Genomic DNA, 15,733 nt, shown 5'->3' with positions numbered 1-15,733 from the left:
GGGAGCCCCGATGTTATTCATCGGCTAAACCCTCTGTTATATTATGGATTCTCTGATGAGAAGGTGGAGGCGGGTAGTCCCGCTTCATTGACCAAGTTGCCTTCAGTGTAGGAGCTCCAACCATAGCGCACGAACACGGGATGGGGTGCCTTATCGCTCGTCACCACCAGTTGGTTGCCCCGGATCACTGCCTCTGCCGGGTAGAATATTTTGTCAGCTCCCGCCAGCTCGGCATCGCGCACCGGCTTGTTGTCAGAGGAACGCAATCTCTTTGCCTCACTGAAGGATACGATGGCTCTTTCTCCCTCAAACTGCACCCTGCGATAGAGTGGTCCGCTTTTGGAGATTTTCTTTCCGTAGGTGTAAGCCAGTGCCAGCCGGGCCAGCCGCTCACCCACCTCTTTCTTCCTACGTGGGTGGACATCGGTCCGGTGCCCCAGATCAGAGGTGACCACCATTCCGGAGCGGGGAATCTGTTCCGTCAGCCTGCGCTGGCTGTCGCGGAAGTGTCCCCACGACTCGCGTCCTGTCTCCATGCTGGAGAGCTGCACGTAGTAGAAGGGGAAATCTTGCTCCCAGGCGTTGCGCCAGCTATCCACCATGGCGGGGAGCAACTGCTCATGCAGCTCCACATTATTGGCGTTCGACTCACCCTGGTACCAAATGGCACCGGCTACGGGATAGCGGGTAATCGGGGCCATACCGCTCTCAAAGAGGTAGGAGGGCTTGTAAGGATGTTGTTGAAAGGGGTTCTCTTTTGCACGGACGATGTTCTGCATGCCCCTCTCACGCACCCATCCATCGATGAAGTCGTTGTTGTGCCAATTGGTGAAGAAGTCGACCATCAGCGGGTCATGCTCCATGCTTTTTCGGTCGATCCACGCCTCGGTGGGTGAGCCGCCGATAGCATTGTGGATCAGTCCCACGGGCACACCCAGCTGCTCCTGCAGCATTCTGCCGAAATGGTAACCCACGGCGGAGAACTGTTTTGCCGTGAGTGTGTCTGATAGGGTCCAGGATGTGGGGTGGTAATATTCGAGCCGGTTCACCCTTGACAGCACGCCCTCATCCCACTCCATGGCATTGGTTGGTGCGATTTCCTTCATATCGAAGAAGCGGATCTGACTGTTCGCGGAGAGAGGGATATCTTCCTTTGCTGTGGCGGCATCCTGCAGCCGGAATGCAATGTTGGACTGGCCGGAGCAGATCCACACCTCACCCATCAGGATGTCGGTGAGGTGGATGGTGCTCTCTTCATTTGTGATGGTGGCCTTGTAAGGACCACCTGCCTTCATCGGTGGAAATGTGATCTCCCATCTCCCGTTGTCGCCTGTTCGCGTCTTGCCTGTCTTCCCAGCGAAACGGATGGTCACCTCGGTCGCCGCATTGGCGGTACCCCAGAATTTCACAGGGTTGTGGCGCTGCATCACCATATGGTTGCTGAATATCTCCGGCAGATGCAGTCCGCCAAAATCGCCCGTGAGAGCACCGTATACCGTTTTTGCGATGATACCCGCTCCCTCGGTCGTAGGGTGGAGTGCATCGGGGAAGAGGTCGGGGCGGTTGTAGAGGGGACTGTTCAGGTCGATCAGCGGTACGCCGGTCACTGCTGCTACCCGTTCGATCTCTCGTTGCACCTGGTCGTACCATACACGGGTGCTCGACTTGAAGCGGGGGTGCCAGCTGAAAATGGGTGTCAGGCGGCAGATCCATACTTTGGTGTCAGGCTTTAACTGCCGGAAGGTGCGGATCAGGTCTATGTAGTCTTTGGTGAACTCGTCCCGGAATCTGGGCCAGTTACGCGGGTCGGTGTCGTTCAGTCCCAGGTGGATCACCACGATATCGGGCTCGAAGGTAACCGCATTTTCAAATGCAGGCAGCTCCCGGTAGGGGTTGTGACCCTTTTCCAGCAGTGTGGCGCCGCTGTGGCCGAAGTTCTCCACCCTGTAGTCATCTCCCAGCAGCTGCTGCAGTTGTACAGGATAGGCGTGCGACGAACGGTCCGCCAGCTTGTAACCATAGGTGACCGAGTTGCCCACGCAGGCCACCTTCACCTGTTGTGCGGATAGCAACAGCGGAAAAAGTAGCAGGATAGAGAGAATATTCTTTTTCATCATTGCTTATTCTTCCAGATAAGGTTTCACGATCTCCGCCCACTTTAGGTATCCCTCACCCATAAGATGGAGACCGTCATTGCTGTAGAGGGTATCCAGCCTATCGCTCCCGGGGTTCACGAAATGGCTGTAAAGGTCGATAAATGTGATTGATTTTGTTTCGGCCATCTCCTTCAATCGCTTATTCAGTGGTGCAATTATCTGACGATGTCTGGTATGTCCCTCAAACATCCCGTAACATTCGTTCACAGGTAGAATGCTCTGCAGGTAGATCTTTGTCCCAGGTGACTTACGTCTGATCCTATCTGTTATCCTGCCGGTTTGGACAATGATCGAGTCGGGTGAATTACCCCGTGCAAGGTCGTTGATGCCGATTAGCAGGAATATTTTATCCGGTTTTCCCTCCAGTAGCGGCTCCAGCCTGTCGTAAACACCTTCGCAGATATCTCCGCTGATGCCACGGTTTTTTATGCGGGGATTGTCAAAAAGCTCTGCCCACTCACCGCCATTGGTGATGCTGTTGCCCACAAAAAGGATATCCGTTCCCGTTATCGGCAGTCTTTCAAAGAGTGAAGCCCGCTGGTGATAGAAGGTTGAATATTTCCTGGCAGGTTGTTCTCCCGAACTTCCCGGCTGTGCATGGCTACTCAGCAGTGAAAGGATAAGGGCTGTGTGAAGGAAGATTGATCGCATCTGTTCTTTTATTTTGAAACAAATCCAAAGATAGCATTAATTGGGTTCAATGCCATCTTTGGATTATCACTGTTCAGGGATAGGGGTTAGTATCCCGGAGTTTGCTCCAAGGCATCATCGTTGTCGAGGAGTCCCTTGTTGAGCGGCCAGAGTACCTTGTGTGCTTCAGTGGCTTCGTTCAGGATCGGATTGCCGTCGATGCTCCCCTCCGGTGTGAATACCAGGTGTTTGCCTCCCTTGGTGAGGGTCATGCGTCGCAGGTCCCACCAGCGTTGACCCTCCTGTACGAACTCTTTGTCCTTCTCATGCAGGATCGCCAGTTCGTTGGTGGTGAAATCACCGGCAGTAAAAGCAACTTCACTGCTCCAGTTGTCTCCGTATGCACGCTGGCGTACCTTGTTGATGTACTCCTCCACCTTGGGGTTGTCACCTTCCATGTTAGCAATTTCAGCCAGCGATAGGTAGACCCAGGGCAAGCGGTAGTAGATATAATCGCCCACCCATTGGCGGATACCGTTGGAGTTGATGTAACCGATGTTTTTCTTCACATGGGTCCCCCTCAGCACCAGTTGCCCCTCTTCGTCTTTGTTGTATGCGGGTAAAAAGGTGGCGTTGCGGCGGCTGTCCAACATATCAAAGCGTTCGAAGAACTCTTTTTTGTATTCATAGCGTTGCATCGAAGAGGTGGTTGCCAGTTGCAGCGGATCGTCAAAGAGTGTGCCATCTTCCAGGTAGGAGTTCCTGTTGGTCTGGCCGGTACCCACGTTGTATACAAAGTAACTGGCCTCGTTTGATGCCTCACCCTCGGCGTAGCGGATGGCGAAGATGATTTCGTCATTGGCCTTGTTCGTAGCATCGAACACCTTTGAGAAATCGGTCAGCATCTTTAAGCCGTAGTTGTTTGCCACATTCTCAAGGTGTTGTTTGGCTACAGCCAGGTCAGCCTGATTGGCGCTGTTGTCACCGGTGGTTACCTTGGCGTTCCAGAGGTAGACCTCACCGGTCAGCGCCTCGGTGGCTGCCTTGTTCCAGTATACCTTGCTACCCATCCCATAGGGGTTGAATCCATTTACAGTGCCGAAGTAATCGAGTGATTTCTGCAGGTCATCCTTGATTTGAGCCATCACCTCCGAGGGATTTGCCCTGGGCATGTAGAGTTTGGTAGGGTCCAGTTCACCGTCAATCACTTCAACTCCCAGTCTCAGGGGTACCCCGCCATAAATCCGGTAGAGCTCGAAGTAGTAGAAGGCGCGAATGCCGTGCACCATTCCCATGAAATAATTTTTCTTTGCTTCTTCGATGTAGTCGGCATCCTTCACACGGGCGATAAAGAGGTTGCAGTTGGTGATTCTGCCGTAGAGGTTGCCGAATCCTGACACTCCGGTATTGTTGGCATCGAAGTTTTGCTCAATGATTGAGCCGCTGAACACCGATGAGCCATCACCGCTCGTGCCAGAGATGAAGTGGCCTCCCCTCAGTTCTCCAAAAACTATGGTATGTTGCCATGCAGCATCTCTCAGGTGCTTGTGGATACCATCGATGTATCCTGCCGCATGTGCTTCCGTTTTCCAGTAAGATTCACTGCCGTAGTAGTCCACGGGAGCCAAGTCGAGTGAGTCGCTGCAGGAGGTGTATGAGACTCCGAGCAACAGCGTCAGCACTCCGGATATGAATGTAAATTTTGAGATCTTCATAATATGCAATTTTCTACAGATGTTTTAAAATGTCAAGTTAATACCAAACAGGAGGGTGCGGGGGAGGCCGTAGCCGGTACCGCTGGCGATTCCTGTACCGATGGCACGCTCAGGACTGGCGATGGGGGCTGCGGTGAGGTACCCCAGGTTTTGACCGGTCACTGAGAGGTCAAGTCTTTGCATGTAGAACTTGTTGGCCAGGTTCTTCGGGAGGCTGTAGGCCAGTGATAATTCGCGGAACGCAAGGTAGTTCCCCTTGTAGGCGAAAAGGGTGGAGGCGCGATAGAGGTTGGCCGTGCCCAATTGGTCAGCCCACACATAGCGGGGGTATTTGGCGTTCGGGTTCTCCGGTGTCCAGGTGTCGAACACGTCGGTGGTTGTGTTGTAGGTACCCTGCATGTTACCCAGGAACCAGGGAGTGGTGTTGTCGTAGGTCCAGAAGTCCAGGCCGAGGTCGAAGCGTCCGTAAAGCGAGAAGTTCTTGTACCTGAAGTTGGTGTTGAAGCCTCCGGTCCATCGGGGTGTGGTATTGCCGATCACCACCTGGTCGAAGTTGTCGATGATGCCGTCGCCGTTGATGTCTCCCCAGCTGGCATCTCCCGGCTCAATCTGGAGGGCCCTTGATTTTTCGGCGTCTGACAGTGCGTTGTAAGCTGCCGGCCCATAGAGATATTTACCTTGTGCGTTGCCCGTTTTCACTACCAAGTCGCCCGGGATTTCGTCTGCAGACTTGTATATTCCGTCGAAACGGTATGCAACAAGCATGCCCGGTTCCTGTCCTTCCTGATAGCCGCCCACGAAGATCTTTTCGTCTCCGTTGCCGGTATAGATCTCCTGTCCTCCCTGTCGGTTTCTCTCCAGTCCGTTGTCCGGGAGTGAGATGATCTTGTTCTTGTTGTAGGTGATGTTTCCCTTTATCTCCCAGCTGAAATCTTCGGTGCGGATGATCCTGCCGGAGAGTTCCAGTTCCAATCCCCTGTTTCTGAATTCACCGTTGTTGTTGGTGATGGAGGAGAAGCCGGTGGTTGTGGGGAGGACAAAAGCGGCATATTTGTCCATCGTCAGACGGCTGTAGTAGGTGAGGTTCGTGTTCAGCCTGTTCTCGAAGAAGCTGACATCCATACCCACTTCAAAGGTGCGTGTCTTTTCCCAGCGCAATGCGGGGTTGGGCAGTCCGCCGATCAGGAAACCGGTGCGGCCGTTGTAGGTCTGTGGGTTGTAGGATCCCTGGAGCGTATAGGCCCCGATGCCGCTGGCATTTCCGTTGATACCGAAGCTGGTGCGCAACTTACCGAAGGAGAGCGCGGGCAGGTTCTCTTTTACGAAATCCTCATATCCAAAGATCCAGCCGGCAGATACACCTGGGAAGAAGCCCCAGCGGTTATCGCCCAGCAGCGATGAATAACCGTCATATCGGAACACCCCTGAAAGTAAGTATTTTCCCATGTAGTCGTAGTTGGCGCGGCCGAAGTATGAGAGAATACGGTATTGCGAGTGCCAGGAGTCGATGCTGCGCATGTTCTCATCTGTGTCGGTCAGCTCGAGGTCCTGAAAGTCGTCGGTGGGTGCCCCTGATCCGGAAGCACTGAAACCCCTGCTTGCCCTGTCGAAATATTCCATCCCCAGCAGTGCATCCAGGTTGTGGTTGCCTGCGAAAGCGGTGTTGTAGTTCAACGTGGTGTTGTAGGTCTGTGAAAAGTCGCGGTCGAAGCTGGCAGATGTGGACCTGCTGCGGTTGAACCTACCTATGTTGGTTTCGTAGTCCCTGTTGAAGGACTCGTAGAGACCTTCGCTGTAGTACCATTGTGCCGATCCCCTGAGTGAGAGGTTCTTGAGTAGCTGAGCGTCGAACGACTGGATCATGGTGAACTTGTCGGTTTGGTTGTCGCGGATAAACCGGTCAGCCTGGTAGGATTGGTTCCCATCCCCGGCATTTGCTCCCAGCAGCATGTTGCCCTCCTCATCCTCGTAGCGTGCGGTGGGTGGGACAGATTGAATACGGCCGAAGTAGTTTTCTTCACTGCTCTGCGTGGGCGGCATTGATTGCCAGTTGGCTCGGTTGTAGTTGAAGTTGGAGGTGGTTTTCAGCCAGTCGGTCACCTTGTAGCTTCCGTTCAGGATGAAACTGTACCTTTTGTAGAAGGAGGTTATTGGCAATCCTTCCGAGTGGTTGTATCCCAGACCGGCATAGTAGCTGCCCCGTTCGTTGCCGCCCGACATGTTCAGGTTGTAATCCTGTGTCATTGAGGGGTTCACAAAGCTGTACTTGGCGATGTCTGTCTCTCGGTAAATCAGCATATCCGTGGGGTTGACCGGGTCAGGCATTGTTTTCCACCCTTTCTCCAGGAGGAACTTGTTTTCCTCTGAGTATTTCATCAGGTTCCAGAGCATGTTTTCACCATACACATTACCTGTTCCCATAGGAGCAGCTCCGTTGATGTTGTTTTTCGGGGCCCAGGGGGTGTTCACATACGCTTCCCTCATGTAGGTGATATAGTCCTCTGTTCCAAGGAAAGTGTATGGATTGTTCACGTAGTTGAAACCTAGTTTGGCTTTCAGGCTGATGGAACGTTGTCCGGCCTTGCCACTCTTGGTGGTGACCAGGATAACACCGTTGCTGGCCCTAGCACCATAGAGGGCAGTAGCACCTGCATCCTTCAGCACCTCCATCGACTCGATGTCTTCGGGGTTGATGTCGTTTAGCCCGTCGCGCAACTGTCCATCGACCATCACCAGGGGGGTTCCGGTTCCGTTGAGGTTGGTACCGCCACGCAGAACGATCTGCGGTGCCGCACCCGGATTACCGGAGGTCTGGATAACACGGAGACCTGAGACAGCACCGGAGAGTGCTTGTGCAGGATTGGAGAAAACACCTACCGTGAGCGTCTCTTCCGACACCTTGGCTATAGAGTTGGTCACCTTGCTGCGAAGCTGTGTGCCACCGTAACCGGTCACAACCACCTCCTGAAGCAGTTCGCTATCCTCGGAGAGCACCACGTTGAAGGTCGTTTGCCCGTTGACCGGTATCACCTGTTGTGCATAACCCACATAGGAGATTACCAGCGTGGCGTTGGTCGGTACATCCCTGAGGGTGAAATTACCGTCAATGTCAGTGACGGTTCCTTTGGTCGGGTCATCCTGAAGGACAACCGTCGCCCCAATCACCGGCTCTTTGAAGGCCGCGTCGGTCACATTGCCTGACACGTTAATTGTAACGTTCTGGGCCGCGAGGGTTAAAGACAATATCCACAGGAACAATCCCGGGATGCCTTTACGCATCATTTGTTGAAGATTCTTTTTCATCTTTCCGCTGGTTGTTTAGGTAATTTAAAATAGTCAAATTTTATAATATAGATATTTAATATGTGCCGTTGATACACCTATGACCTTCCCCGATTGTCAAATTTCAGAGAGGTTTTAAACTATTTACTGACCGGTTTTTTCCAGTGTTTTCCAGATCTGGTAGAGCGCCCTGGGTACATGGAAGCAACCTTTCCACTTGCCCCCCTTAAGATCGAGCAGCACCTCACCACGCCGATTGAGATAACCCCACCACTCTGGGTGTTCGGGATCTCTGAAATGGCTCCAAGTGTATTCCTGCACTTTTTCGAACCACTCCAGGCTTTTCTTAGAGCCGGTCAGTTGATAACCCTTGATCAGTGCGATCATTGCCTCCAGGTGAACCCACCAGAGCTTCTGATCCCACTCCAGCTGCTGGGGTGGATATCCCTTGCGGTCCAGGAAATAAAAGATGCCGCCATACTCCTTGTCCCAGCCGTACTCCACCGTCTTTAGGGTGGTTTCCACCGCCTTCTCAATCAGTTGGGGCCGATTGAGCCGTACTCCCAGGTCCATCACGAACCACATCGCTTCGATGCCGTGCCCCGGGTTGATCAGTCGTCCCTCAAAGCTGTCGGAGAGCTCCCCGTCTGGGGTGAGGTGTTCCACCAAAAGTCCCCCCAGTTCAGGGTGGCGAAACTTGCCCATCACCTCGGTGACGCAATGCTCCATGGTTTCCATCAGGTACTCCTTCTCCAGCAGGTGTTCGATCTCCATCGAGAGGTTGCAGAGGATCATAGGGAATGCCAGGTCCCTGAGCGGGCGGCTTCCGTTATGCGCCTTGTTCCACTGTCCCTTGGGATTCTCCTGTTTGGAGAGGATGATGTCGAATGTCTTTTTTGCGATATCGGCATGCTCATTCTCCCCGGTGGCGAGGCTCAGCTGACCGAAGGCCATGGCTGCGAAGGTGTAGGAGAAGATGTTGTATGGCTCTACAAGGGGCTTTCCCTCACGGGTGAGAGAAAAGTACCAGTTGTAGTTGCCGTCATGGCCATGTTTTTTCAAAAATTCGGCTCCGTGAACAGCACATTCAAGCCACTCCTGACGTTTTTCAACTTTGTTGTAAAGCATTGAGAAAAGCCACACCTCTCTTGCCTGAAGCCAGATGAACTTATCTGTATCGTATACGTTCCCCTGCCGATCGAGACAGGTGAAGTAGCCTCCATGCTCCAGGTCCTGTGAGCGGTTCAGCCAGAAGGGGACCACCTTGTCGAGCAGTTCTGCCCTGTACTGAGTTGCAAGATTGTTAAAATATGTCATGAGCTTGTTCGGTTATACTCTTTCATTTCTACCTGTGATGCGTTCCCGGGTCGATATTTTCAAAAAACTGCACAAATAAACGTTTAATATTTTAAATATGCAAGCTTTATAATTAAAATATTTAATTAGGGGTTAATATTTAACATTGTTGAACTCTTCCCAGTTTGTTTTTTTTGAGAAAATGGGTTAAAAAAAGAGAAATCGTTCAGCTCTTTTCCAGCAGGAATAGGTCAGCCTGTTGAATCGCTTCCAGTTTGCCCACGTCGAGGATATTCCCTTTGTCGGGCAGGTAGGCGGTGATGGGATGGGTGTTACAGAGAGAGATGTAAAAATCGATGATGGAGAAACGATCGGGAAAGGAGTCCATCTCATGGAGCAGAGAAGGATGAAGCACCTGTATGCCTGAGAATGCCAGATGGGTGAAACCGGCGGGTTGAAACTTGGCAACAGGTGATTTCACTTCACCCGTTTTTTTGTTAATCCACCCGCGGAGATGGTTCTGGTCGTTGAAAAGCAGATAACGGTTGGTTTCCCGTTCACTGCAAACAAGTGTTGCCGGAACTTCATTGTTCAGATGGTGATTCATCACTTCCCGCAGGTCGACCGTGGAGAGGATATCCACATTGTGTACCAAAAAAGGACGATTGTCATCGAAGAACCAAGCTGCTTTCTTGATGCCACCGCCGGTATCGAGCAACTGTTCCCTCTCATCAGAAAATTCAATACGGATGCCGAAACAATTGTTTGCTTCCACAAAATCGATGATTTGCTGTCCGAAGTGGTGGATGTTGATGATGATTTCATCAAAGCCGGCTACAGTCAGCTTTTCAATGGTATGCTGGAGCAGCGGCTTGCCTCCTACCCTTACCAGTGCTTTCGGTAGCGTGTCGGTGAGGGGGCTGAGGCGGGTGCCTAGACCGGCTGCGAAAATCATTGCTTTCATCTTTTTCTGAACTCCTGCTCAAGATTCTGCTCACGGTGCACCAGTGATACTTTCACACCGAACATTTGTGAGATATGTTCCGCCACATGCTGTGCTGCATAGACAGATCGATGTTGTCCGCCGGTGCATCCAAATGAGATCATCAGGTTGGTGAAGTTACGTTCCATGTAACGCTTCACATGCTGGTCGATAAGCGGGTAGATGTTATGAAGAAATGAGACGATCTCACCATCCTCTTCCAGAAAACGGATTACCGATTCGTCGAGGCCTGTTGCATTGTTATACCGTTCAAATTTTCCCGGGTTGTTGATGGCACGGCAATCGAAGACATAACCCCCACCGTTACCGGAGCTATCATCCGGGATACCTTTCTTATAGGCAAAACTGTAGATACGTACCTCCAGCTCTCGCTTACGGCTGTCGGCAAATTGTTTTAGTTCGCACATCTTACGCAGAATCATGCAGAGGTAGGGGTATTCTTCAAACCCCTCTTCCAGCAATTCCCGCAAGTTGTTCAGTGCAAAGGGGATGCTCTGGATGAAATGAGGCTTCTTTTCAAAATACCCCCTGAAACCGTAAGCTCCCAGCACCTGGAGTGTGCGGAAGAGCACGAAGTGACGCAGTTGTTCACGGAAGGTGGTTTCCTCCACCGGCTGGTATTTTCGGTGTGAGGTGATATAGGTTTCGATGAGCTCCTCACGCAATTCAGCCGGTAAGTTGGCTTTTGCCTGCCAGAGAAAGGAGGCAAGATCGTAGTATACCGGTCCTTTCCTGCCGCCCTGGAAATCGATAAAGTAGGGTTCATCTTCCACCAGCATCACGTTGCGCGACTGGAAGTCACGGTACATGAAGGTGTGGGTCTCGTCTTGCAGCAATATTTCTGCCATTTTATCGAAGTCGTTTTCCAGTTGGCCCTCCAGGAACTCCATGCCGGTTGTCTTCAGGAAGTTGTACTTGAAATAGTTGAGATCCCACATCACCGATCGGAGGTTGAAGGATGGCAAGGGGTAGCAGACGTTGAAGTCGAGATCGCGTGCCCCAAGGTGTTGAATATCCGCGAGCAGGGCAATGGTCTTGTGTAGCAATTCCTTTTCACCATGGCTGAACACACCGGTATTCCGACCTGCCCTGATTCGGTCGAACAACACTGAGTCTCCCAGATCCTCCTGCAGGTAGCAACTTTCGTCACCGGAGACCGCCAGCACCTGAGGTACATTCAGGCCTTGTTTGTGAAAGTGGTCGGAGAGCGCGATAAATGCACGGTTCTCCTCGCGCGAATCACCATGTACACCTATAAGTGATGTATTACCGGCGCTGATGCGGTAGTATGTGCGATTGGAGCCGGAGGTAGGCAGTGCTTCAAGTGTTTCGTGTGGCTTCCCTGTAAAGGAGGTGAAAAGGTTGGTAAGGGATTGCATCTATGAATTGTTGTTTTTCTTCAAAGTTTCAGTGTCAGGTTTTTACTCATTTGATTCCTCTTCCAGCTCTTTGAGCCAAAGGTTGGCCATTGCGTCGCTCGGCATACGCCAGTCGCCCCGGGGTGAAAGGTTCACGGAGCCAACCTTGGGACCATCGGGCATGCATGAGCGTTTGAATTGCTGTGAAAAGAATCGTTTGTAAAAGACTCTGAGCCATTTGGTCAGTTCCTCGTCAGCAAACCGCCCGGCAAAAGCTAACCGGGCCAGAAAGAGGATGCGTGCCGGGCCGTCACCAAAGCGCAGCATCCGGTGCAGGAAGAAGTCGTGCAGCTCATAGGGTCCCACAAAATGTTCTGTTTTTTGTGCGATCTGGCCGTCGGCAGCAGCCGGCAGTAGTTCCGGACTGAAGGGGGTGTCGAGAATGTCATGGAGGATGGTGCGGGCGTTTGCTTCCATCCGGTTGTCGGCGATCCAGCGAACCAGAGTGGCCACCAGTGTCTTTGGTACGCTGGCATTGACGCCATACATCGACATTTGGTCGCCGTTATAGGTTGCCCAACCCAATGCAAGTTCCGACAGGTTGCCGGTTCCCACTACCAATGCCCCGATTTTATTGGCAACATCCATCAGGATCTGTGTACGCTCACGTGCCTGGCTGTTCTCGTAAGTGACACTGTGGTCGTCGATGTCGTGGCCGATATCTTTGAAATGTTGTTTTACCGCCTCTTCAATGGGGATCTCCCTGACAGTGATGCCGGAGGCGTGCATCAGGTCAATGGCGTTACGGTAGGTTCTGTTGGTGGTCCCAAATCCCGGCATGGTGATTCCCACGATATTCTCGCGTGGCAACTGCAGCCGGTCGAAGGTGGCGATGGTGACCAGGAGCGCCAGCGTGGAATCGAGTCCTCCGGAGATACCAATGGTAGCCTTTTCAATGCCGGTGTGGCGAAGTCGTTTGGCCAATCCCTCCGTCTGAATACTGAACACTTCCGCGAGGGATTCGTCTTCATATTCTGTTGATGGGATGAAGGGATGTTCCGGCACCGGGTGAAGAAAGGTGTTGGTTGCAACTTCTGTAAGGGAGCAGCCCACAACAGTAGCGGGGTGATGCGTACTGTTTTTGTAGTTGCTGTTCTTCAGCCTGTCGTGCCGCAGCGCATCGAGGTCTATATCGGTTGCAATCAGTACGTTGTCGGGTGAGAATCGTTTCGATTCTGCCAGAAGGGTGCCGTTCTCGGCGATGAGGCAAGCGCCGGAGAAGACCATGTCGGTAGACGATTCACCGGTGCCGGCAGAGGCATAGATATAGGCTGCGTTGCATCGCCCCGACTGTTGTAAAACCAGCGATTTTCGATAGCGATGTTTGCCCACCAGCTCGTTACTGGCCGACAGGTTGAACAACAGTTCGGCTCCCTCCATTGCCAGTCGGGATGAGGGGGGAATGGGCATCCAGAGATCCTCACAGATCTCCACCCCGAAGGTGGCGTAGGGAGTCCGGAAAATCATACCGTCAGGTGCTGTCGGTACCTCATACTCTCCTATCTGTATTGAGGATGCAACGAGGTCGGCTGCCGCGGCAAACCACCTTTTCTCATAGTACTCCCGATCGTTTGGTAAATTGCTCTTGGGTACCACTCCCAGGATACCTTCGGCAGAGATTACCGCGGCCATGTTGAACAGTTTGCTGCCAATGCGCATCGGCAATCCCACGATGGCGATAATAGAAGGCTTGTCGCGCATGAATAGTGCCAGCTGCTGCAATGAAGAGAGTGCTTCTCTCTGCAACGTCTCCTGAAAGAAGAGATCACCGCAGCTGTAGCCGGTGAGTGCCAGCTCCGGGAAGCAGATGATTTGTATCTGTTCCTCCACGGCCTGACCAATGATTGTTTGGATCTCTGCCCTGTTGTAGTCGCAATCGGCAACCCTCAGCCGGGGTGAGGTGGCCGCTACGCGTATAAAACCCTGCCTGTTGATATACATATGCTATATTTTACAGCCTTTCAGGCAAAGGTAGTGATAAATTGGTAAAAATATTGCGGCGGCCAACCATTAATCTGCTATGCCGTAACCTCACCTGCCAGCCGGATGATTTCAGGGAGTACCTCAGCCAGCTGGTGCATTGAGTCGAACACCAGGGAGGCACCCGCCTCGCGCAGAATGATGTCGGGAAGGGGGCCCGTATTTACTGCGATGGTGAAGATGCCGGCACCCACCGCAGCCTCAATACCCAGTGGAGCATTCTCGATCACGATGGCTTGATGTGGCTGCAACCCTCCCCCTTTCTGCAACCCTTTTACAAATGGCTCCGGGTCGGGTTTGCCGTTCACCACATCGAACGCAGTGACCATTGTTTTTGGGGTGAAGCATCCGGCGAAGTGGTGGTCGAGGCGCTCCAATAGTGATGGTTGTCCTGAGCCGGTAACCAGCACCGGAATCAGGCCCTCTTCCCGTACAAATGTTAGGACCTCCTTTGCTCCGGGTATTGTGGCCCCGCTGTTGTATTCCTGAAACAGTTCCGATTTACGGGCATAGATCCGCTTTTCCTCTTCTTCCGCAGCATCCCGTTTCAGGTTGCGTTGAAAAATTATGTCGATGGTTGCCTTTCCGATTCTTCCTTCATGCAGATAAAACTCATTGGGCTCATGGGTGAGCCCCAACTCATCCATGGTCTGCTGCCAGGAGCGATCATGTGCAGGCATGGAGTCGTAGAGCACACCATCCATGTCGAAGATCACCGCTTTCAAGTCGAACCGTTGAAGCCGGTTCCGCTGCAAATAGTCAGTCAGTATTTCTTTCATTCTTTTCTATAAAAAAACCGCACGACTGCTGTGAAGCAGCCAGGCGGTTTCCTTGTTTTACATAATTATTAAAGTCTTGCCTTGATCACACGTGTGGCTTCCTCGAAGCCCGGTTTCTCGAGCAAGGCGAACATGTTCTTCTTGTAAGCCTCTACGCCGGGTTGGTCGAATGGGTTGATACCCAGCAGGTATCCGCTGATGCCGCAGGCTTTTTCGAAGAAGTAGATCAGCTGGCCGATGTACTTCTCGTTCAGCTCCGGCAGCTCTATCAGTAGGTTGGGTACATCGCCGTCCACGTGGGCGATGCGGGTGCCCAGTTCCGCCATCTTATTTACCTCATCCACCCGTTTTCCTTCCAGGTAGTTGAGGCCATCCAGATCCCTGTCATCGTGTGGAATCTCCACCTTCTGGTTGGGTTTGCGGATGGAAAGAACTGTTTCAAAGATGGTGCGTTCCCCCTCCTGAATCCACTGTCCCATGGAGTGGAGGTCGGTGGTGAAGTCAACCGCGGCGGGGAAGATCCCCAGGTTCTCCTTGCCTTCACTTTCCCCGAAGAGCTGTTTCCACCATTCTGCCAGGAAATGGAGCTTAGGGTGGTAGTTGACCAAAATCTCTATTTTCTTGCCTCTTTTGTAGAGCTCGTTGCGGATCACTGCGTAGATGGCCGGTAGGTTATAGTCAAACGCTGTAGAGGCCGCTGATGCTTTTTCAATTTCGAGGGCACCTTCCACCAGCTTGCGGATGTTGATGCCTGCCACGGCAATGGGGAGAAGACCCACAGGTGTGAGTACCGAGTAGCGGCCGCCCACGTTGTCGGGGATCACGAAGGTTTTATAGCCTTCCGTTCCTGCCAGAGTGCGCAGGGCACCGCGGGCAGCGTCGGTAACCGCCACGATTCGTTGGCGGGCCTCCTCCTTACCCACTTTGCTCACCAGCAGGTCTTTCAGCAGACGGAAAGCGAGAGCCGGTTCGGTGGTGGTCCCCGATTTGGAGATGTTGATTAGCCCGAACTGCTTGTTGTCGAGGTAACTCATCAGCTCATAGAGATAATCCTCGCTGATGTTGTTTCCTGCATAGAGGATCACCGGATTCTTACGTTTTGCGGGCTCTTGCAACCAGTCGAATGAGTCACTGAGTGCATCGATCACTGCCCGGGCACCCAGATAGCTGCCACCGATGCCCACCACCACCACTGCTTCGCAACGGGTGCGCAGTATGGTAGCCACATCTTCTATCTCCCGCATCTCCTCGTCGGTGATGGAGGAGGGAAGATTCACCCATCCCAGGAAATCGTTCCCGGCACGGCTACCATCGTGCAGTGCCTGATTGCAGGCTATTGCCTGTGCTGCCTGTTTCAGGATCTCTTCCTCGGGAAGAAACTTTGCCACATCCTTGATTTGTAGTTGAATATGATCCATTGTTTTTTTATTTTGTTGGTGAATTGATTCTATTCAGAATGAATTAGATTGTGATC

10 protein-coding genes are annotated in these 15,733 nt (G+C 52.5%); all 10 read right to left on the bottom strand.

Translation table 11 applies throughout. The features are described from left to right. Positions 1-41: 41 nt before the first annotated feature. The gene (locus JS578_05710) at positions 42-2,114 is read right to left on the bottom strand and encodes a sialate O-acetylesterase (protein QRX64935.1); all 2,073 of its coding nucleotides are present in this window, start codon (positions 2,112-2,114) and stop codon (positions 42-44) included. A 6-nt stretch (positions 2,115-2,120) separates the two neighbouring features. Continuing rightward, positions 2,121-2,807 (bottom strand): sialate O-acetylesterase, encoded by a 687-nt coding sequence (locus JS578_05705; GenBank protein ID QRX64724.1) that lies wholly within the window; start codon positions 2,805-2,807, stop codon positions 2,121-2,123. A gap of 86 nt (positions 2,808-2,893) precedes the next feature. Then, entirely contained in the window at positions 2,894-4,501 is a 1,608-nt protein-coding gene (locus JS578_05700; protein QRX64723.1) for a RagB/SusD family nutrient uptake outer membrane protein, read from the bottom strand. A gap of 24 nt (positions 4,502-4,525) precedes the next feature. Then, on the bottom strand, positions 4,526-7,780 hold the full coding sequence (locus JS578_05695; protein ID QRX64934.1) for a TonB-dependent receptor: 3,255 nt from the start codon (positions 7,778-7,780) through the stop codon (positions 4,526-4,528). A gap of 147 nt (positions 7,781-7,927) precedes the next feature. Beyond that, positions 7,928-9,100, bottom strand: coding sequence for an AGE family epimerase/isomerase (locus JS578_05690; protein ID QRX64722.1), 1,173 nt, complete (start codon positions 9,098-9,100; stop codon positions 7,928-7,930). Positions 9,101-9,305: 205 nt separating this feature from the next. Further along, on the bottom strand, positions 9,306-10,043 hold the full coding sequence (locus JS578_05685; protein ID QRX64721.1) for a nucleotidyltransferase family protein: 738 nt from the start codon (positions 10,041-10,043) through the stop codon (positions 9,306-9,308). Continuing rightward, entirely contained in the window at positions 10,040-11,461 is a 1,422-nt protein-coding gene (locus JS578_05680) for a phosphotransferase (protein QRX64720.1), read from the bottom strand. Before JS578_05680 ends, JS578_05685 begins: the two co-directional genes overlap by 4 nt. Before the next feature lie 42 nt (positions 11,462-11,503). Then, the gene (locus JS578_05675; GenBank protein QRX64719.1) at positions 11,504-13,441 is read right to left on the bottom strand and encodes an NAD(+) synthase; all 1,938 of its coding nucleotides are present in this window, start codon (positions 13,439-13,441) and stop codon (positions 11,504-11,506) included. A gap of 77 nt (positions 13,442-13,518) precedes the next feature. Then, complete coding sequence (locus JS578_05670) at positions 13,519-14,259, bottom strand: HAD hydrolase-like protein (protein QRX64718.1); 741 nt, start codon at positions 14,257-14,259, stop codon at positions 13,519-13,521. A 68-nt stretch (positions 14,260-14,327) separates the two neighbouring features. Next, positions 14,328-15,677: a glucose-6-phosphate isomerase gene (locus JS578_05665; protein ID QRX64717.1), complete on the bottom strand. Its 1,350-nt coding sequence runs from the start codon at positions 15,675-15,677 to the stop codon at positions 14,328-14,330. Positions 15,678-15,733 lie beyond the last annotated feature (56 nt).

The organism is Dysgonomonadaceae bacterium zrk40, from assembly GCA_016916535.1.
Taxonomy (GTDB): Bacteria; Bacteroidota; Bacteroidia; order Bacteroidales; family Dysgonomonadaceae; genus Proteiniphilum.
Note: the sequence above shows the minus strand (reverse complement) of the source record. Positions and strands in the feature narration are given on the sequence as shown.

Excerpts from the sequence above, each read along its gene's own strand:
- JS578_05710 (QRX64935.1), bottom strand. The coding sequence starts at position 2,114 with ATGAAAAAGAATATTCTCTCTATCCTGCTACTTTTTCCGCTGTTGCTA.
- JS578_05705 (QRX64724.1), bottom strand. The coding sequence starts at position 2,807 with ATGCGATCAATCTTCCTTCACACAGCCCTTATCCTTTCACTGCTGAGT.
- JS578_05700 (QRX64723.1), bottom strand. The coding sequence starts at position 4,501 with ATGAAGATCTCAAAATTTACATTCATATCCGGAGTGCTGACGCTGTTG.
- JS578_05695 (QRX64934.1), bottom strand. The coding sequence starts at position 7,780 with ATGCGTAAAGGCATCCCGGGATTGTTCCTGTGGATATTGTCTTTAACC.
- JS578_05690 (QRX64722.1), bottom strand. The coding sequence starts at position 9,100 with ATGACATATTTTAACAATCTTGCAACTCAGTACAGGGCAGAACTGCTC.
- JS578_05685 (QRX64721.1), bottom strand. The coding sequence starts at position 10,043 with ATGAAAGCAATGATTTTCGCAGCCGGTCTAGGCACCCGCCTCAGCCCC.
- JS578_05680 (QRX64720.1), bottom strand. The coding sequence starts at position 11,461 with ATGCAATCCCTTACCAACCTTTTCACCTCCTTTACAGGGAAGCCACAC.
- JS578_05675 (QRX64719.1), bottom strand. The coding sequence starts at position 13,441 with ATGTATATCAACAGGCAGGGTTTTATACGCGTAGCGGCCACCTCACCC.
- JS578_05670 (QRX64718.1), bottom strand. The coding sequence starts at position 14,259 with ATGAAAGAAATACTGACTGACTATTTGCAGCGGAACCGGCTTCAACGG.
- JS578_05665 (QRX64717.1), bottom strand. The coding sequence starts at position 15,677 with ATGGATCATATTCAACTACAAATCAAGGATGTGGCAAAGTTTCTTCCC.